Below are 17653 nucleotides of genomic sequence, written 5' to 3'. Positions count from 1 at the left end.
CGTAAGCGGGCGGTGCGAGTGTGGACCCCATCCCGGGGCGGGCACACACGCACCGCCCGCGTTCGCGCACAGGATGAGGAGGAGTGCCATGTATCCGCCCAAGGCGGTGTCCGAGCAGGAGTGGCGGGCCGGCCACGAGCGCCTGCTCGCACAGGAGAAGGAGCTGACGCGGCTCCAGGACCGGCTCGCGGCGGAGCGCCGGCGACAGCCCGCGGTCCGCGTCGACAAGGAGTACGTGTTCGACGGCCCGGCCGGGGAGAGCTCCCTGGAGGACCTCTTCGAGGGCCGTCGCCAGCTGATCGTGTACCACTTCATGCTGCCGCCCGGGTCCACCCACCAGTGCGAGGGCTGCTCCATGTTCGTGGACAACCTCGGCCACCCCGCGCACCTCAACGCCCGCGACACCACGCTCGCGCTCGTGTCCCGGGCGCCGTACGAGGAGATCGCCCGTGTCCGGGACCGGATGGGGTGGACGGTGCCCTGGTACTCGTCGTTCCGCGACTCCTTCAACGAGGACATGGGCGTCACGGTGGAGGGCTCCGACAGCTTCGGCCTGAGCGTCTTCCTCCGGGACGGCGGCTCGGTCCACCGGACGTACTTCACCGCGGGGCGGGGCGTGGAGAAGCTCGGCACGAACTGGAGCCTGCTCGACCTGACCCCCCTCGGCCGACAGGAGACCTGGGAGGACAGCCCCGACGGTGTCCCCCAGGAGTCTCCGTACGCCTGGTGGCGGCTGCGCGACGAGTACGGGAGCTGATCGGACATGGACACGGACACGAGTACCGGGCCCAGAGCGGGCGCGCGCGAGTGGACGGTGCTGGCCGTCCTGGCGCTTCCGACGCTGCTGCTCTCGATCGACCTGAGCGTCCTGCTGCTGGCGCTCCCGCACCTGACGGCAGACCTCGGCGCCAGCGGGGTCCAGCTGCTGTGGATCACCGACATCTACGGGTTCATGGTCGCGGGCTTCCTCCTCATCATGGGTTCGCTCGGCGACCGGATCGGGTGCCGCAGGCTCCTGTTCATCGGAGCCGTCTTCTTCGCGTTGGCCTCGGTGGCGGCGGCGATGTCCACCAGCGCGGGGATGCTCATCGCGACGCGCGCCGTGCTCGGGGTGGCCGGCGCCAGCCTGATGCCGTGCACGTTGGCCCTGGTCCGGACCGCGTTCCGCGATCCGCGTCAGCGGGGCGTCGCGGTGGCGATCTGGATGAGCTGCTTCATGGTCGGCATCGCGGTCGGCCCGATCGTGGGAGGGGTCCTGCTCCAGTACTTCTGGTGGGGCTCGGTCTTCCTCCTCGCCGTGCCGATCATGGTCCTGCTGCTGGTCGTCGGTCCCTTCCTGCTGCCGGAGACACCCGCGGGCGGCTCGGCCCGCCTGGACCTGGCCAGCACCCTGCTGGTCCTGGCCACGGTGCTCCCGGTGATCTACGGGATGAAGGAGATCGCGGCGGAGGGCGCCACCGCGCTCCCCCTGCTCGCCATCGCCCTCGGCCTGGCCATGGGGGTGGCCTTCGTGGTCCGTCAGCGCGCGCTGGCCAGTCCGCTGCTGGATCTCGGGCTGTTCCGGAACCGGTCCTTCAGCGCCGCCCTGGTCGGCCTGCTGTTGGCCACCGCCGCGGTGGGAGGGGTCTCCCTCTACGTGACGCAGTACCTCCAGCTGGTCGGCGGGCTGTCCCCGCTGACGGCCGGGCTGTGGCTGCTGCCGGCGGCGGGCGGCATGATCCTCGGTTCCATGTCGGCGCCCGTCCTCATCGACTGGGTCCGCCCGGCCTACGTCATCTCCGCGGGCCTGGTCGCGGCGGCGGTGGGCTGCGCGGTCCTGGTCTCGGTCGGCCCGGGCGCCGGGCTCGCGGTCGTGGCGGGCGGCTACGCCCTCGTCTACTTCGGCACGGGCCCCATGGGCGCGCTCGGCACGGATCTGGTCGTCGGGTCGGCCCCGGAGGACAAGGCCGGTGCGGCCGCGGGCATGTCCGAGAGCAGCGGTGAGTTCGGCATCGCGCTGGGCGTGGCGGTGCTGGGCAGCGTCGGCACGGCCGTCTACCAGGGCACCATGGGCGGTGGGGAGCACTCCTCGCTCGCCGCCGAGGTGTCCGCGACCGAAGGGATGTCGGCCGCCGAGGCCGCGCGGGTGTTGGAACCGGCGCGGGCGGCCTTCGTCGACGGAATGAACGCGGTCTCGATCGGCAGCGCGGCGCTCCTGGTGCTGCTCTCCGTCGTCATCGTCTTCGCGCTGCGCCACGTGCCCCCGGCACGGGCCGCGGCGGACGCCGGACCGGGGGCCGGGGAGGACGAGGGAGACCGGCGGGAGCGGGTGGCGCCGGAACGTCCCTGACCGATGCCGTCCCCCGTCCGGCACGGTCGCCGGACGGGGGACGGACCCGTGGGGACACCGTCCGTCCCCACACGTACGGGGCCGCCGAACTCGGTTCGGCGGCCCCGGTCACGCGTTCGGGCTCAGGCCGCGGCGCCCCGCCCCCGCCGATCGATCCCCCGAACCAGGTCGGCGGCGCGCTCGGCGATCGTGATCGTCGCCGCGTTGGGGTTGCCCCGGACGAGGGTCGGCATCACGGACGCGTCGGCCACGCGCAGGCCCTCCACACCCCGGACCCGCAGGTCCGCGTCCACCACGCTGCCCATGGCGCACGTGGAGGAGGGGTGGTAGATGGAGTGCGCGTACCGTCGGACGAACTCCCTCAGGTCCGCGTCCGACTCGGACGCGGGCACCTGGTGCGCCGTCTTCGTGTAGTCGCGCAGGGACTCCTGCCGGGCGATGTCCAGCGCCATGCGCAGAGCCTCGACGGCCGAGTCCATGTCCTCGGGGGCGTCGAAGTAGTTGTGCACGATCCGCGGTTTGGCGGTGGGCATGTCACTGGCCAGCTCCACCCTTCCCCGGCTCGCGGGCGTGAGCATGGACGGCCCGAAGGACAGGGCGTGTCCGGTGGGCGCGGCCAGACCGCTGTCGACGAACATGATCGGCGCGGTCAGGAACTCCACGTCGGGCGCGGGCAGGTCACCGCGGGTGCGGGCGAAGCCCCCGACCTCCGGCCCGTTGGACGTCATCGGCCCGGACCGGCTCTCCTGGAAACGGCGGACGTTCTCGGGCGAGCCCGCCGCCAACAGGCTGACGGGGTGGTCGTGCGTGTAGACCAGCGGCAGTAGCACGTGGTCCTGGAGGCCGGCGCCCACCGCCGGCAGGTCGGCCACGACGTCGATCCCCAGCGGGGCCAGGGCCTCCGGCGCACCCACGCCGGACAGCATGAGCAGTTGCGGCGAGTTGTACGCGCCTCCGCACAGCAGGACCTCGCGCTCGGCCCTGATCACCTCCTCCCCCTCGGGCCCGCCCACCGCGACGCCCGCGGCCCGGCCGTCGTCGATGACGACCCGGTGGACGGTGGTGCCGGTGCGGACGGTGAGGTTGGGGCGGTCGGCCGCCGGGTGCAGATAGGCGGTCGCGGTGCTGCACCGCATCCCGTCCTTCTGCGTGAGCTGGAAGAAGCCGAAGCCGTCCTGCTCGGCGCCGTTGAAGTCCTCGTTGGCCGGGTGGCCCGCCTGCTCGGCGGCCGCCAGGAACGCCGTCGACATCGGGTTGCGCGACCGGTTCTCGGAGACCGACAGGGGGCCGCCCACCCCGTGGAAGCGGGATTCGCCGCGTTCGTTGTCCTCGGCGAGCCGGAAGTAGGGCAACAGGTCCTCGAAGGACCAGCCCTCCTGACCCCAGTCGTCGAAGTCCGTCCGGTTCCCCCGGATGTAGATCATCGTGTTGATGGAGCTGGTGCCGCCCAGGACCCGGCCCCGGGGCAGGTACACCTTGCGCCGCCCCAGGTGGGGCTCCTCGTGCGTGTGGTAGTCCCAGTCCACCTCGGTTCGGAACAGGTGCCCGAAGGTCGAGGGGATGTGGATCCGTTCGGAGGTGTCCGCCGGGCCCGCCTCGATCAGGCACACGGTGGTGTCGGGATCCTCGCTCAGGCGCGCCGCCAGCACACAGCCGGCCGACCCCGCGCCCACGATCACGTAATCGAACACGGTGTTCTCGTCCCTTCCGGTCGCCGCGGAGGCCATCAGATGTAGAGGGTGTTCGGTTCGAGCCCGGACAGGACGCGTCCGTACAACTCGAAGCCGGTGTCCGGATACATGAGGGCGTGCAGGTTGAGCGCGGTGATGTCGCGGACCATCCGCTGCATCGGGTGCTCGGTGTACACCGAACGCCCACCGCTCGCCTCACCGAGGAGGGTCACCGCGTCCTTGGCCCGACGGCACAGCGCCGACATGTCCGCACGGCACCGGGCGCGCTCCAGCAGCGACCACTCCTCGCCGAGCGACCCCTTGGCGTCGACGACCGAGGTGAGCCGCTCGGCGTGGAACCGGGCCTCGTCCGCCATCAGGGAGGCCTGGGCCACCTGGAGGTGGGTGACCGGTGCGTCGGCCTGGCGGCCGTAGTCGGTGTAGGTGATCCCGCGTTCGGTGGAGCGCTCCAGGAAGAGTTCGAGGGCGCCCTCCGCGAGACCGGTCGGGGTGCCGGCCGAGGTGGCGGCGGCCACCGCCAGCAGCGGGGCCCGGTACATGGGCAGTTCCCGGTTGGCCTCGGAGACCGTCTGCCCCTGCATCACGGCGCCCAGGGGCAGGACGCGGTCGGAGGGGACGAAGACGTTCTCCGCCACGGTGGTCACACTGCCGGAGCCCCGCAGGCCCGCCGCGTGCCAGTCGTCGACCAACCGAAGGTCCGACATCGGCACCAGCGCCATGATCGGCTGCATGCCCGAGCCGTCGGGGGTGGGGGTGACCGCGATGATCGACTGCCAGTGGCTGTGCGGCGCCGCGCTGATGAAGCCCCACCGGCCGTTGACGACGAACCCGCCGTCCGTGGGCTCGGCCGCGCCCCCCGGGCTGAGCGTGCCGCAGACACGGCCGCCGTGCTCGGACAGGACCTCCTCCTGGACGTGGTCGGGGAACATGCCGACCATCCAGGTGGGGATCCACCACACCGACGTGTTCCAGGCGGTGGCGCCGTCCGCCTGCGCCAGGACGGACGCCACCTCCAACGTGGTCCGGGTGTCGGACTCGTAGCCGCCGTACCTGGTCGGCACCCGCATCCGGAAGACGCCGGCCTCGTCCAGCGCCTCGACCACCTCGTCGTGCAGCCTCCTGTTCTCGTCCTGCCAGGGCGCGTGCTCGCGAACGAGGGGCACGATGGCCCGCACGCGCTTGACGATCTCCTCCCGGCCGGGATCGTTGTCCATCCGGTGCTCCTTCTGCGTCTCGGTGGTCGGCGGCCCGAGGGCATTTCCACGAATTCCCTTGGGGCACACGTTTCACCTCGGAGAATCACACCTTTTCCGTGCGGCGGCGACTTCTCCATTGCGGGGGTCGGAATGCGGTCCCTTTCCCGTGGGGGGAGGAGGACAATCCAGGAGATGTGGTCGGGCGAATCGGCGGAGAGCATGGAGGAACGGCGGGGCCGGAAACCCGGAGCGACGGATCTGAGGCCGTTGCCCCGTCCGGAACCGAGAACACCCGACGATGGAGGCACGTGTGTCAATGAAGGCACCAGCCAACGCAGGAAACCTGGACGCCTACTACGGTTCCTTCACCTCCGACCGGGAGAAGGAGGCGCTCAGCGTCCCCCTCCGCCTGGTCGCCGCTTGGTCGGAGAACGACGGCGACAAGGTCGCCGACACCTTCGTCGAGGACGGGGTCATGATCCTGCCCGGCGACGTCTACAAGCAGAACCGCGAGGAGATCCGCGCGTTCATGACCGCCGCCTACGCCGGCCCGTTCAAGGGCACCGGCGTGACGGGCGCCCCGGTGGACGTGCGCTTCGCGGCCGACGACGTGTGCCTGGTCCGCACGCACGGCGGGATCCTGGCGCCGGGGGAGACCGAGATCGCCCCCGAGCTCGCCGTTCGGTCCACCTGGGTCCTCGTCAAGCGGGACGGTGAGTGGAAGCTCGCCGCCTACCAGAACAGCCCGCGTGGCGAGGGCGCGACCCTGCGCTGGTGAGCGCACCGCTCTCGACACGGAGCACCGGAGACTCCGGCCGCCTGGCCGGGAGAGGAGACCATTGATGTCCAACGACGCTGCCTCACTCGTCGCCCAGGCGAAGGAGTGGGCGGGAAGCTACGGCCCCTTCCCCAACGGTGAGGAGGGGGCGGCCCTGAGCGCCGTCCTGCGTGCGCGGGCCGCCTGGGCCGAGGGCGACGCAGACGCGCTGGCCGACGTCTTCGTGGAGAACGGCAGTCTGCTCCTGGGCGACGACCAGTACACGAGCCGCGAGCAGATCCGCGGCGCGATGTCGGAGGCCCTGTCGGGCCCCTACAAGGACACCCGCCTGGTGGAGCAGCCCATCGACATGCGCTTCCTCGGAGACGACACCGCGGTCGTCGTGACCGAGGGCGGGGTGGCCCGCTCCGGCGAGGAGTCCCCGGCCAAGGAGTACCGCTCACGCACCGTGTGGGTCTCCGTCCGCCGGGACGGGGAGTGGGTGCTGCTCTCCTACCAGTCCAGCCCGCTGGCCTGACGAGCGCCGGTCGCCGGGAGCCGGCGGAGAGGAGGGGGCGCCCCGCGGGGCGCCCCCTCCTTCTCGTGTCGCGTCGCGCCGGAGACTCCGGAGGGCGGGGGCGTCAACCGGACCGCACCCGCCCTCCGCCCGGCTCCTACAGGAGGTCGCGTACCGCCGCCAGGATCTCCTCGTGGTCCAGGGGCTCGTCCGAGGCCGGAGCGTACCGCGCGTACCGGACGGTGTCCCCCGCGTCGACGACGAACACGGCACGGCACAGCAGACGCAGTTCCTTGACGGCGACGCCGTAGGCCAGCCCGAAGGAGAGGTCGCGGTGGTCGGAGGCGACGATCCCCTCCTGTCCGGCGGCCCCGCACCAGCGCCGCTGGGCGAAGGGCAGGTCCGCGGAGACCGTCAGCAGCTCGACGCCGGGGAGGGAGCCCAGCGCCTCGGCCAGGAACCGGGTCTGCCGGTCGCAGACCGGGGTGTCCACGGACGGGACCGAACACAGGACCCGTACCGCGCCCGGCGCCCAGGACAGCCGCACGGGCGCCATGTCGGGGGTGATGACGGTGAAATCGGGTGCCGGGTCGCCCTCCTGGACGGGCTGACCCAACAAGGTCACGGGACGGCCCCGGAAGGTCGTCGTCCCCAGGCTCTCTCTCACGGTGTCCACGGTCGTACTCCTCACGTCGTCGATCGGCCGGTGGTTCCAAGGGGGTGCGGCGGGGCCGCGCTCGGCGGACTCACTCGGCCCCGGTGTCGTCCAGCGCCAGCCACGCCGGGGCGGTGCGCGCCCACGCGACGGTCCGGGCCAGTCCGTCGCGCAGGGGTGTCCGGCACTCCCAGCCCAGCAGGCGGTGCGCCTTGTCGGTGTCGGGTATCCGCCGCCCCAGGTCCTCGTAGGCGCTGCCGAGGCTCGCCTCCGTGTCCACGTAGCGGAGGGGGACCCCACCGCCCGTCAGTTCGCCGATCAGCTCGGCCACCTCGGCCACGGTGCTCTCCCGCCGACCGCCGATGTTGAACGCCTCGCCGATGGCGGACTCGGCGGTCCCGGCCGCGACCGTGGCCTCCACCGCGTCGCCCACGTAGGTCAGGCACCGGGTCTGCCGGCCCTTGTCGTAGACGGTCAGGGGACGGCCGTTCAGCGCCCGGTGGACGAGACGGCTCACCAGGTAGGCCGGTCGCTGTCCGGGGCCGAAGGCGTTGAAGTAGCGGACGACGGAGACCGGCAGCCCGTACCGCTCGGCGAACGCGAACGCGAGGTGTTCGGCGAGGGCCTTGCTCGTCCCGTAGCTCCACCGGGCCTTCGAGGTCGACCCGAGCACCCGGTCGTCGTCCTCCGCCCAGGGGACGGCGGGGTTCTTGCCGAACACCTCGCTGGTGCTCGTCATGACGAGCCGGGCGTCCGCTCGGAGCGCGGCCTCCAACACGTGGCGGGTGCCCGTGAAGTTGACGTCGATGACGGCCAGGGGATCGGCCAGGTACTGGTCCACTCCCACGATGGCGGCCAGGTGGTAGACGACGTCCACGCCGCCGTGCAGGGCACGCGCCACGTCCTCCGGGTCCCGGACGTCACCCGGGATCCACCGGACCCCCTCCGGGGCCCGGTGGCCGCCGGCGGCGTCGGCGCGGTCGAGGACGCGGACCTCGCAGCCCTGCTCCAACAGCCGTCGCACCAGGTGGCGGCCGACGAACCCGTTCCCTCCGGTGACCACCGCCCGCCGGTGTGCGGCCCCGGTCACCGCCCGATCCCCTCGTAGTGGAATCCGGCGGCGCGCAGGCGGTCCACGTACGCACCGGCCAGGTTCGCGCGGCCGTCGAAGAACAGGCACGGCCGGGTGACCGGCAGGGCCGTCAGGTCCACCGACTCCATCTCCCGGTGGTAGGCGAGGACGGCCACACAGTCGGCGTCGGTCACGGCGGCCTCCAGGGACGGGGCCGGGGCGCGACCGAACACCCGCTCGGTGTCCGCCGGGTCGACCAGCGGGTCGAACAGGGTCACGTCCGCGCCGGACTTGTCCAGCTCCGTGACGACCGGCAGGACGGGGGTCTCGCGCAGGTCGGCGGTGTCGTTCTTGAACGACAGGCCCAGCACGGCGACGCGGGCGCCCTCCGTGGTCCTGCCCAGGCGTTCGAGCCCGGCGAGCATGCGGCCCGCCGCGTACCCGGGCATCGCCGTGTTCGCCTCCCGGCCCGCCACCGGGGTCAACAGGTCCAGTCCGTGCTCGCGCGCCGAGTGCCAGACCATCCAGGGGTCCTTGGTGAGGCAGGAACCGCCGACCCCCACGCTGGGCATGAGCACGTTGACGTTGCCGGAACCCTTGGGGACGGTGTTGGCGGCTGGGATGACCTCGTGCGCGTCGACGCCGAAGAGCGCGCAGTAGCGGGCGAGCTCGTTGGCCAGGGCGATGTTCAGGTCGATCCACCAGTTGTCGGCGAGCTTGACGATCTCGGCCGCCTCCGCGGAACCCACGGTGATGACCCGGACCCCGAGTCCCCGCCGCCAGAACTCCGCCGCGTCGGCGGTGCTGTCCGCGTCCAGACCGCCGACGACCATCGGCAGTTCGCGCAGCTCGCGCATCGCGGCGCCCTCGGCCAGGCGCTCGGGGGCGAACGCCAACCCGAAGTCCTCACCCGCCACCAGTCCCGACCGTTCCAGCGACCGCCGCACCCTCGCGGAGGTCGTGCCGGGCGGAACGGTGCTCTTGAGGATCACCAGTTGACCCTCGCGCAGGTGCCGGGCGAGTTCGTCGCAGGCCCCGGCGAGCTGGTCGTCCGCCATCGAGCCGTCGTCCCTGACGGGTGTGCCGACGGTGATGAGCACGACGTCCGCCGCGCCGACGCCGGTCTGGTCGGTGGAGATCCGGATCCGTCCCGCCGCCAGCCCCCGGGCCAGGCTCTGCGGCAGTCCCTCCTCGCGGAATCGGCAGTGCCCGCGGGTGAGCTCGTCCACCAGGGTCGTGTCGGTGTCGACGCCGATGACGTCGTGTCCTCGATCGGACAGCGTGGCCGCGACGCACGATCCGACGTAGCCGAGACCGATCACCGCCACGGTGGGCAGCCGGTCATGGGGTATCCAACGCATGGTCCACCTCGTGTGAGTGGTCGAGTGGGGGCACCCCGGCCCGGTGCCGCCGCACGGGCGGCACCGGGCACGAGGGTGCCAGGGGGGTGGTCCTTCAGCGCCGCGACGCGGCGAACTCCTTGACCGAGGCGACGACGTAGTCGATCATCTCCTCGGTCAGACCGGGGTAGACGCCCAGGTGGAAGGTGCTTTCCATGACCCGGTCGGTGTTGACCAGCTCCTCCGCCACCCGCCGTGGCCGGTGGGTGTAGGCCGGGTGGCGGAGGAGGTTGCCCGCGAACAGGCGCCGTGTGCCGATCCTGCGCTCCTCCAGGAAGTCGATGAGGTCCGCGGCGGAGAACGGGGCGTCGTCGGCGACGGTGAGGACGAAGCCGTACCAGCTCGGGTCGCTGTCCGCGGTCGCCTCGGGCAGGAGCAGGTGCGGGACTCCGTCCAGGCCCTCGCGCAGCCGCGCCCAGTTGGCGCGTCGAGCCGCGCAGAAGACGTCCATCTTGCCCAGCTGGGACAGGCCGAGGGCGGCGGCGGTGTCGGTCGTCTTGAGGTTGTAGCCGACGTGGGAGTAGATGTACTTGTGGTCGTATCCGGGTGGGAGGTCGCCCAGTTGCCAGGAGAACCGCTTGAAGCACGTGTTGCTCTCGCCGGGAGCGCACCAGCAGTCGCGTCCCCAGTCGCGCAGTGACTCCACGACGCGGGCGAGGTTCAGGTCGGAGGTCAGCACGCAGCCGCCCTCGCCCATGGTGAGGTGGTGGGCGGGGTAGAAGCTGACCGTGGCCAGGTCGCCGAAGGTGCCCGTGTACCTCCCCCGGTAACGGGATCCCAGCGCGTCGCAGTTGTCCTCGATGAGGAAGAGGCCGCGGTCGGCGGCCAGTCGCGCGATCTCCTCCACCTCGTAGGGGTTGCCCGCCGTGTGGGCGATCGCGATCGCCTTGGTGCGCGGGCCCAGTGCCCGCTCCACCCGTTCGGCCGTGGTGTTGTACGTGCCGAGTTCGATGTCCACGTACACGGGGACGAGCCCGTTCTGGAGGATGGGGTTCACCGTGGTCGGGAAGGCGGCGGCGACGGTCACCACCTCGTCTCCGGGCACCAGCGCGCGCTCGCCGAGTTGGGGCGAGGTGAGCGCGGTGACGGCGAGGAGGTTGGCCGACGAACCCGAGTTGGTCAGGTGGGCCTTGCGCACGCCGACCTTGCGGGCCAGCGCGCTCTCGAACTTGCGTGCGCTGGCCCCCGAGGCGATGCGCATGTCCAGCGCGGCCTCGACGAAGGCCACGCGGTCGTCGGCGTCCAGCACGGCGCCGGAGGGCCAGATCTCGGTCTCGCCGGGGACGAAGGGCCCCTCGGACCTCGTCTTGTCGTGGTAGGCCAGGACGGCGTCCAGGATCTCCTTCTTCGCTTCCTCCATGACGGCACCCCTCGTCCCTTCCTCGTGCGGTCGTGATGTGTCAAGAATCCGTCTCGATGCGGCTGTGGTCCCCGACGACGAGCCGGTGCCCGATGGGGGCCGCGGTCCTCGTGGACCGGACGACGGACTCCCGTCCGACCACGGAGCGTCTCAGGGGGGCGGGGCCGTCGATCCGGGCGCCGTCCATCAGGACGCTGTCGGCCACGTCGGCCCCGTTCAGTGAGCAGTGCGCGCCGATCGACGTCCCGGGGCCCAGGACGGAGTCCGTCACCACGGTCCCGGGACCGATCACCACGGGTCCGACCACGGTGGAGCGGATCACCCTGGCGCCCTCGCCGAGGGAGACCACGCCGTCCAGGCGACTGTCCGGGTCGACGTCGCCCTCCAACGCGGGCCGGGTGAGCGTGCCGAGCAGGTGGCGGTTGGCGCGCAGGACGTCGTCGGGCCGTCCGACGTCCGCCCAGTACCCCGTGTACTCACCGGCGCTCACGCCGTATCCGTGCTCCAGGAGCCACTGGATCGCGTCGGTGATCTCCAGCTCTCCCCGGCCGCTCGGTTCGATCGCGCGGACGGCCTCGTGGATCGCCGGCGAGAAGAAGTAGACGCCGATGATCGCCCAGTCGCTGACGGGGACGGTGGGTTTCTCGACCAGCCCGCCGACCTTGCCGTCCTCGCCCATGTCCACGACCCCGAACGCGGAGGGGTCCGCGACCCGCTGTACCGCGATGTGCGCGTCCGAGCGCCGGAGCCGGAACTCCTCCGCGAGCTCGGTGAATCCGGAGGGCAGCAGGTTGTCGCCGAGGCAGAGCACGAAGGCGTCCCCGCCCAGGAAGTCCCGTGCCGCCCGGACGCAGTCGGCGAGCCCGAGGGGACGGCTCTGATGGATGTAGGTGAGCCGCGCCCCGAACCCGCTCCCGTCCCCGAGCGCGTTTCGGACGTGGTCCGCGCCGTCGCCCGTGATGACTCCGATGTCGGTGACCCCCAGTTCGCGTACGCCGCGGACCACGTGTTCGAGGACCGGGCGTCCCGCGACGGGGACCAGCTGTTTGGGTCGGGTGTGGCTGAGCGGCCGCATCCGCGATCCGGTTCCGCCCGCCAGGACGAGGGCCCTCATCGGCGGCTCTCGTTCCGTGTCCGGGGCCGACGCGCGACCGAGGAGACGAGCTCCTTGGCCACGCGCTCGACGTCGGCGTCGGAGAGCCCCTGGTGCTGGGGGAGCAGCAGGGTGCGCTCGGCCGCCTCCTCCACGCCGGGGAGCCGGACCCCGTCCGCCCCGTAGGCGGACACACGGTGCAGGGGCGCGTAGCGGAAGGTGGTGTAGACGCCCCGCTCCAGGAGTTCGGCCGCCACCCGGTCGCGTTCCCCCGGGTCCAGACGAACCCAGTGGAAGTAGTGGGACGAGGCGTGGTCCTCGGGCGCCGGCGGCGGCGCCGCCACGCCCTCGACCCCGTCCAGGAGGCGGTCGTAGGACGCCGCCACGTTCCTCCTCCGGTCCACGAACGCGCGCAGCCGGCCCAGCTGCACGAGCCCGATGGCCGCGGTCAGGTCGTTGCCGACGATCCTGCGGCCGAATCCCTCCACGTCCAGGTCCCACCATCGCCGCGCGACCGACCGTGACGCGCTCATCCCGCTGTGGTGGCGCAGCCCGTGGTAGGCGAGGCGCCGCGCCCGGTCGGCCTCGTCCGGGTTCCGTACGAGGACCATCCCCCCGTCGCCCGTGCTGAGGATCTTCATGGCGTCGAAGCTCCACACGGCGATGTCGCCGAAGGTGCCGCAGGCCCGGTCCCCGACCCGCGAGGCGACGGCGCACGCGGCGTCCTCCACCAGCCGTACGCCCCGCTCACGGCAGAGCGCGGCGATCCGTTCGACGTCGCCCGGCAGACCGCCGTAGTGCAGCAGGACCACCGCCCGGGTGCGGGCGGTCAGGCTGCGCTCCACATCCTCCACGGTCGGGTTGAGGGTGCGCGGGTCCACGTCGCAGAAGACGGGGCGCGCGCCCGCCGCGCACACGGCGTTCGCCGCCCCCACGAAGCTGATACTCGGCATCACCACGTCGTCGCCCGGGCCCAGGCCCAACAGCTCCACGGCGAGGAAGAGCCCCGCGGTCGCCGAGTTGACGAACAGCACGCCGTCCGGTTCGACGCCCAGATGGTCGGCGAAGGCCGCCTCGAAGGCGGTGGTGCGCGGGCCCATCCCGGGCCAGGAGTCGCTGAACACGGCCTCGACCGCGGCCAGCTCCTCCGGGCCCAGGCTGGGCTGGAACACGTTGATCATGAGGTGCCCTTGCGCATGGCGGTGAGCGCTCGCAGGGTCGGGATGACGGACGCGGGCGAGGGTGACGCCAGGACCTCGCCGCGCACCCGGTCGGCCCCGGCGCGGAAGTCGGCGTCCTTGAGCACCCTGCGCACGTTCTCCCTGACGTCCTCGACGTCCTGGGTCCGGTGGTCGATCCGAAGCCCCGCGGACCGGGAGGTGACGTAGCCCGCCGTGATCGAGGACTCGGCGTGCTTGGACGCCTCCATGCCCTCGCCGGGCGCGGCCATGACGCCGTGGTCGTCGTCGGTGTCGGTGATCAGCTGCGGCACCCCCAGCGCGGCGGCCGCGGCGAAGGTGCCCACCCCTCCGTGGTGGATGATCGCGTCACAGGTGGGCAGCAGCTGGTTCAGCGGCAGGTAGTCGATGGTGCGCACGTTCTCGGGGACGGCGGCGCCCTCCAGCTGGGTGGCGTCCAGCGTGGCGACCACGTCCACGTCCAGCCCGCCGACGGCCTCCAGGATGCCGGGGACGTGCCCCCAGCCGCCCTTGAGGAACATGCGCTGGGACAACCCCAGGGACAGGGCGACACGGGGCCTGGCGGGCCTGCCCCGGAGCCAACCCGGTACGGGCGTCTGACCGGCGTAGGGCACCCATCGGACCGGGACGGTCAGGGCGCTCGTCGGCAGACGCATGGCCTCGGGAAGCGGGTCCATCGTCCATTGGCCCAGGAGCAGTTCGTCGTCCACCCGGACCCCGTGCCGCTCGGCGATCGGGCGCACCGAGGCCGCCAGGGGCTCCTGCGCGGCGTCGGCCGACGCGGTGGAGAGGAACAGCTCACGGCTCCACCCGAAGTAGTCCTGTCCCCACAGCAGTCGGGCGTGGGCGGCTCCGCACGCCGCGGCGGCGACGGCGCCGGCCGGGAAGCACGGGTCCCACAGCACCAGGTCCGGTTTCCAGTCCCGGGCGAAGTCGACGAGGTCGTCGACGGCCGTGAACTGCTCCTCCCCGGTCGGGTTCATGGGGGAGAAGTCCCAGATGGAGGGCAGCATGAAGTGGGTGAACACGTCCCAGGTGTCGCGTCCGCCTCCGGACGGGGACACCGTCGCGCTCAGCTCCGCCATGCGGCGGCGTTCCTCGGGATAGGGGTTGCCCGGACCCATGGGGATCATGTCCGGCGCGCCCACGGAGACGGCGGGCAGGCCCACCTCCGCCGTCCTCCCCTCGAGCGCGTGGTGGGAGACGACACGGACCTCGTGCCCCTCGGCCTGGAGCGCCCAGGCGAGGGGGACGAGCGGGTACAGGTGGGCGGCGTTGGGCCAGAGGCAGAAGACGACTCTCATGGGTCCGTTCCAACTCGTCGGGGGTGTGGTGAGGGGCGGGTCAGGACACACGGCCCACGGCGCTGAGGAAGCGCCGGGTCGACTCCTCCCGGCCCGGCTCCGGCCGCCAGAGGCCGGGCGGCACCAGGCCGGGTTCGAGCAGCTCGAACCCGTCCATCAGGGAGCCGATCTCCTCGCTGGTGCGGTACACCATGGGAGCCGGGGAGTTCTTGTACGTCTCCATCATCAGACGGCGCTCGTCGTCGGGTGAGTCGTCGGTGCACAGGTGGGTCAGGGCCGCGAAGGAACCGGGGGCGAGCCCCTCCCGGTAGCGGGCCATGAGGCCTCGGGGGTCCTCCTCGGGCTTGATGAAGTGGAAGACCGCCACGAAGAGCAGCGCCACCGGCTGGGAGAGGTCGATCAGGTCCCGGGTGACCGGGCTCTCCAGGATCGACTCGGGCTCGCGCAGGTCGGCGGTCAGGGTGCGGGCCCGGTCCCCGGCGCCCTTCAGGAGCCGTTCACCGTGGGCGGCCACGACGGGGTCGTTGTCGACGTACAGGACACGCGCCTCGGGGGCCACGGCGTGGGCGGCCTGGTGGGTGTTGTCCACACTGGGCAGTCCGGCCCCGACGTCGATGAACTGTCGAATGCCGTGCTCGGCGGCCAGGTGGCGGACGACCCGGCCCAGGAAGTGCCGGTTCTCCCAGACCACCGATCGGGTCAGCGTGACGCCGAGCCGTTCGATCACCCGGTCGGCGGCCTCCCGGTCGACGGGGAAGTTGTCGGTCCCGTGGAGGAAGTAGTCGTACATCCGCGCCGGCGAGGGGCGGTCGGGGGAGAAGACCTCGTCCTCGGGGATGCTGCCTGTGGTCATCAGACGTCCTTTCTCTGTTGCTGCGTGCGATTCCTCGCCGTTCGGACGGCCGGGGTCACCCCCGGATGGGGCTGCTCTGGTGGGACATCAGATGCCAGCGGCCGGATCGACGCACGATCACCCACACCGCCCGGATCTCGCGCTCCGGGGCGACCGCGTCCTCACCGGGCATGACGATGCCGCCCTGGGTGACCACGAGGGCGACGTCGGGGGCGAGGAAGCGCATGGCCAGGGGCCATCCCTTGACGTGGGCGCCGCGCAACGGGCCCCGGAAGCCGGCCGCCATGAACGCGTGGATCGCCTCGCGGTCGGGCAGCTCCTCGTCCTGGATGAGCAGGCTTCCGTCGGGGGTGAAGATCGAGGCGAAGAAGTCGGCGTCGTTGGCCAGCCACGCGGCCTGGATCAGCTGCGGGACGGTGAGCACCTCACGGCTCAGGTCGCTCGGGAAGTCCTTGTAGTACTCCGGGTCCTCCTCCACCCCCGCCTCGGCGAGAATCAGCGCGGCCGTGCTCTCCCCGGAACCGGGAGACGACCCGTTCCGGGTCGTCGTTTCTCGGGGCATGGTCAGCCTCCTCGTGAACGTGGGTCGCGGCCGAATTCCCGGACGCGTGCTCATCGTCACGGCCTTTTCGCACCCGTCGCGTCTCCTGGATTGCCGGCCGGGGAAAGGCGCGCGGCGAGCCATGGTCGCAATTCCGGAGACGCGGCTGACCGGGAATGGGTGCGAGATTCGAGCATCGGGCGATCCGATGCCCGCGGATGCGCCGAAACGTACACGTAAGGAGGCCGGCACGATGACCGGAGCCCGGAAGGGGACGGCGGTGGTGCTCGGGGCGAGTATCGCCGGGCTGTTCGTCGCGCACGTCCTCGCCCGAGTCCACACGAGGGTCGTACTCGTGGACCGCGACGAGGTGGTCGGTACGGACACCGCACGCCGTGGCGTCCCCCAGGGACACCACGTGCACGGCCTGCTCGCCAACGGCCAGCTGATGGCCGAGGACCTCATGCCCGGACTCAAACGCGACCTGCTGGAGAACGGCGTCCCGATGGGGGATCTCGGCGGGCAACTGCGCTGGTACTTCAACGGCAGGCGGTTGGCGCCGGTACGCACAGGACTCGTGGTCATCGGCGGGGACCGGGCGATCCTGGAACACCACGTGCGCCGACGTGTCGCGGAATTGCCGAACACCGAGTTCCGGCAGGGCACGGACATCGTCTCCCTGGTCCACGACGACGCGGCCGCGCGGGTGACCGGGGTCCGCGTCCAGTCGCGCACCGGGGGGCCCGAAGAGGTGATCGACGCCGACCTGGTGATCGACGCGTCGGGCCGCGGCTCGCGCACCCCGGTCTGGTTGGACTCGCTGGGGTACGGGCGGGTCCCCGAGGAGACCGTCCGGATCGGGTTGAGCTACACCACCCGCCGGTTCCGCCTGCGGTCGGACCCCTTCGGATCGGACGTGTCGGTCAACCCGGTCGCCACTCCCGACCATCCGCGCGGCGCCTTCCTCACCACGTTGGGCGGGGACCTGTGCGCCGTGTCCCTGACCGGAGTGCTGGGGGACACGCCGCCCGGAGACCTGGAGGACTTCCTGGACTTCGCCCGGTCCCTGCCGGTGCCCGACGTGTACGAGGCGCTCAGGGACGCGGAGCCCCTGGGCGACGCGGCCACCTTCAAGTTCCCCGCCAGTGTGCGCCGCAGGTACGAGGCGATGGACCGCCTGCCCTCCGGGCTGCTCGTGGTGGGCGACGCGGCGTGCACGTTCAACCCGGTCTACGGGCAGGGGATGACGATGGCGGCGCTGCAGGCACGGGTCCTGCGCGAACACGTCGCCGACGGCGCCGCCCCCTCGCCGCGGGCGTTCTACCGCGCCACCCGGCGTGCGCTGGATCCGGCCTGGTCCATCGCGACCGGCGGCGACCTCGCCTTCCCCGAGGTCGAGGGGAGGCGCACGCCCCTGGTGCGCTTCGTCAACGCCTACCTGGACCGTCTCCGCCACGCCGCGCACGACGACGTGCGGCTCTCCGAGGCCTTCCTCCGCGTGATCGGCCTCGTGGACCCGCCGGAGAGACTCCTCACCCCGAGCCTGGCCCTCCGCGTCCTGCGCCGGGGGGCGAGGCGCGACCGAACCCACTCCGAGCCGACCCGGATCGGTCAGGGGCCGATCCCCTGACCACAAGGGCGGCCTGGGCGTTCCCCTCCGCCCGCACACCCGTGCACGTCGAACAT

Annotated in this window: 16 protein-coding genes; 5 read left to right on the top strand and 11 right to left on the bottom strand. The window is 72.0% G+C overall.

All coding sequences use genetic code 11. From position 1 onward, the window contains the following. The first annotated feature begins 88 nt into the window (after window positions 1-88). Together AB0I72_RS06115 and AB0I72_RS06110 are read left to right on the top strand one after the other, a co-directional pair. Complete coding sequence (locus tag AB0I72_RS06115; protein ID WP_358563520.1) at window positions 89-757, top strand: DUF899 domain-containing protein; 669 nt, start codon at window positions 89-91, stop codon at window positions 755-757. A gap of 6 nt (window positions 758-763) precedes the next feature. Next, entirely contained in the window at window positions 764-2329 is a 1566-nt protein-coding gene (locus AB0I72_RS06110; protein WP_358563518.1) for an MFS transporter, read from the top strand. Window positions 2330-2451: 122 nt separating this feature from the next. Here AB0I72_RS06110 and AB0I72_RS06105 read toward each other — a convergent pair whose 3' ends face one another. Together AB0I72_RS06105 and AB0I72_RS06100 are read right to left on the bottom strand one after the other, a co-directional pair. Beyond that, on the bottom strand, window positions 2452-4020 hold the full coding sequence (locus AB0I72_RS06105; protein ID WP_358563516.1) for a GMC family oxidoreductase N-terminal domain-containing protein: 1569 nt from the start codon (window positions 4018-4020) through the stop codon (window positions 2452-2454). Between the two features lie 35 nt (window positions 4021-4055). After that, entirely contained in the window at window positions 4056-5234 is a 1179-nt protein-coding gene (locus AB0I72_RS06100) for an acyl-CoA dehydrogenase family protein (RefSeq protein WP_358563514.1), read from the bottom strand. 298 nt (window positions 5235-5532) lie between these two features. Here AB0I72_RS06100 and AB0I72_RS06095 point away from each other — a divergent pair, with 298 nt between their 5' ends. Together AB0I72_RS06095 and AB0I72_RS06090 are read left to right on the top strand one after the other, a co-directional pair. Then, a complete protein-coding gene (locus AB0I72_RS06095; protein ID WP_358563768.1) occupies window positions 5533-5994 on the top strand; it encodes an SgcJ/EcaC family oxidoreductase in 462 nt (153 codons plus the stop codon). A 64-nt stretch (window positions 5995-6058) separates the two neighbouring features. Further along, window positions 6059-6511, top strand: coding sequence for an SgcJ/EcaC family oxidoreductase (locus tag AB0I72_RS06090; protein WP_358563512.1), 453 nt, complete (start codon window positions 6059-6061; stop codon window positions 6509-6511). Between the two features lie 136 nt (window positions 6512-6647). Here AB0I72_RS06090 and tpx read toward each other — a convergent pair whose 3' ends face one another. The 9 genes from tpx to AB0I72_RS06045 all read right to left on the bottom strand — a co-directional run bounded on the left by tpx (window position 6648) and on the right by AB0I72_RS06045 (window position 15988). Continuing rightward, the gene (gene tpx / locus AB0I72_RS06085) at window positions 6648-7166 is read right to left on the bottom strand and encodes a thiol peroxidase (RefSeq protein ID WP_358563510.1); all 519 of its coding nucleotides are present in this window, start codon (window positions 7164-7166) and stop codon (window positions 6648-6650) included. A 70-nt stretch (window positions 7167-7236) separates the two neighbouring features. Next, window positions 7237-8235 (bottom strand): SDR family NAD(P)-dependent oxidoreductase, encoded by a 999-nt coding sequence (locus AB0I72_RS06080; protein WP_358563508.1) that lies wholly within the window; start codon window positions 8233-8235, stop codon window positions 7237-7239. Next, window positions 8232-9578, bottom strand: coding sequence for a nucleotide sugar dehydrogenase (locus tag AB0I72_RS06075; protein ID WP_358563506.1), 1347 nt, complete (start codon window positions 9576-9578; stop codon window positions 8232-8234). Before AB0I72_RS06075 ends, AB0I72_RS06080 begins: the two co-directional genes overlap by 4 nt. A gap of 94 nt (window positions 9579-9672) precedes the next feature. Further along, window positions 9673-10977, bottom strand: coding sequence for a lipopolysaccharide biosynthesis protein RfbH (gene rfbH, locus AB0I72_RS06070; protein WP_358563504.1), 1305 nt, complete (start codon window positions 10975-10977; stop codon window positions 9673-9675). A gap of 40 nt (window positions 10978-11017) precedes the next feature. Beyond that, window positions 11018-12091 (bottom strand): glucose-1-phosphate thymidylyltransferase, encoded by a 1074-nt coding sequence (locus tag AB0I72_RS06065; protein WP_358563502.1) that lies wholly within the window; start codon window positions 12089-12091, stop codon window positions 11018-11020. After that, window positions 12088-13251 (bottom strand): DegT/DnrJ/EryC1/StrS family aminotransferase, encoded by a 1164-nt coding sequence (locus AB0I72_RS06060; protein ID WP_358563501.1) that lies wholly within the window; start codon window positions 13249-13251, stop codon window positions 12088-12090. Before AB0I72_RS06060 ends, AB0I72_RS06065 begins: the two co-directional genes overlap by 4 nt. Continuing rightward, complete coding sequence (locus AB0I72_RS06055) at window positions 13248-14573, bottom strand: nucleotide disphospho-sugar-binding domain-containing protein (protein ID WP_358563500.1); 1326 nt, start codon at window positions 14571-14573, stop codon at window positions 13248-13250. The genes AB0I72_RS06060 and AB0I72_RS06055 overlap by 4 nt, the downstream gene beginning before the upstream one ends. Window positions 14574-14613: 40 nt before the next feature. After that, window positions 14614-15426 carry an SAM-dependent methyltransferase gene (locus tag AB0I72_RS06050; protein ID WP_358563499.1) on the bottom strand — a complete coding sequence of 271 codons (813 nt, stop codon included), beginning with the start codon at window positions 15424-15426 and terminating at the stop codon, window positions 14614-14616. Window positions 15427-15481: 55 nt separating this feature from the next. Beyond that, window positions 15482-15988 (bottom strand): SgcJ/EcaC family oxidoreductase, encoded by a 507-nt coding sequence (locus AB0I72_RS06045; protein ID WP_358563498.1) that lies wholly within the window; start codon window positions 15986-15988, stop codon window positions 15482-15484. 232 nt (window positions 15989-16220) lie between these two features. Here AB0I72_RS06045 and AB0I72_RS06040 point away from each other — a divergent pair, with 232 nt between their 5' ends. Further along, on the top strand, window positions 16221-17597 hold the full coding sequence (locus AB0I72_RS06040; protein WP_358563497.1) for an FAD-dependent oxidoreductase: 1377 nt from the start codon (window positions 16221-16223) through the stop codon (window positions 17595-17597). Window positions 17598-17653: the final 56 nt, after the last annotated feature.

The organism is Nocardiopsis sp. NPDC049922 (assembly GCF_040660275.1).
Taxonomy (GTDB): Bacteria; Actinomycetota; Actinomycetes; order Streptosporangiales; family Streptosporangiaceae; genus Nocardiopsis.
This window is presented reverse-complemented; position numbering and strand designations above follow the sequence as displayed.

What these genes read in the sequence shown, in the direction of transcription:
- AB0I72_RS06065 (WP_358563502.1), bottom strand. Translation starts at nt 12,091, where the DNA reads ATGAGGGCCCTCGTCCTGGCGGGCGGAACCGGATCGCGGATGCGGCCG.
- AB0I72_RS06115 (WP_358563520.1), top strand. Translation starts at nt 89, where the DNA reads ATGTATCCGCCCAAGGCGGTGTCCGAGCAGGAGTGGCGGGCCGGCCAC.
- AB0I72_RS06045 (WP_358563498.1), bottom strand. Translation starts at nt 15,988, where the DNA reads ATGCCCCGAGAAACGACGACCCGGAACGGGTCGTCTCCCGGTTCCGGG.
- rfbH (WP_358563504.1), bottom strand. Translation starts at nt 10,977, where the DNA reads ATGGAGGAAGCGAAGAAGGAGATCCTGGACGCCGTCCTGGCCTACCAC.
- AB0I72_RS06090 (WP_358563512.1), top strand. Translation starts at nt 6,059, where the DNA reads ATGTCCAACGACGCTGCCTCACTCGTCGCCCAGGCGAAGGAGTGGGCG.
- AB0I72_RS06055 (WP_358563500.1), bottom strand. Translation starts at nt 14,573, where the DNA reads ATGAGAGTCGTCTTCTGCCTCTGGCCCAACGCCGCCCACCTGTACCCG.
- AB0I72_RS06060 (WP_358563501.1), bottom strand. Translation starts at nt 13,251, where the DNA reads ATGATCAACGTGTTCCAGCCCAGCCTGGGCCCGGAGGAGCTGGCCGCG.
- AB0I72_RS06100 (WP_358563514.1), bottom strand. Translation starts at nt 5,234, where the DNA reads ATGGACAACGATCCCGGCCGGGAGGAGATCGTCAAGCGCGTGCGGGCC.
- AB0I72_RS06075 (WP_358563506.1), bottom strand. Translation starts at nt 9,578, where the DNA reads ATGCGTTGGATACCCCATGACCGGCTGCCCACCGTGGCGGTGATCGGT.
- AB0I72_RS06110 (WP_358563518.1), top strand. Translation starts at nt 764, where the DNA reads ATGGACACGGACACGAGTACCGGGCCCAGAGCGGGCGCGCGCGAGTGG.
- AB0I72_RS06040 (WP_358563497.1), top strand. Translation starts at nt 16,221, where the DNA reads ATGACCGGAGCCCGGAAGGGGACGGCGGTGGTGCTCGGGGCGAGTATC.
- AB0I72_RS06095 (WP_358563768.1), top strand. Translation starts at nt 5,533, where the DNA reads ATGAAGGCACCAGCCAACGCAGGAAACCTGGACGCCTACTACGGTTCC.
- AB0I72_RS06050 (WP_358563499.1), bottom strand. Translation starts at nt 15,426, where the DNA reads ATGACCACAGGCAGCATCCCCGAGGACGAGGTCTTCTCCCCCGACCGC.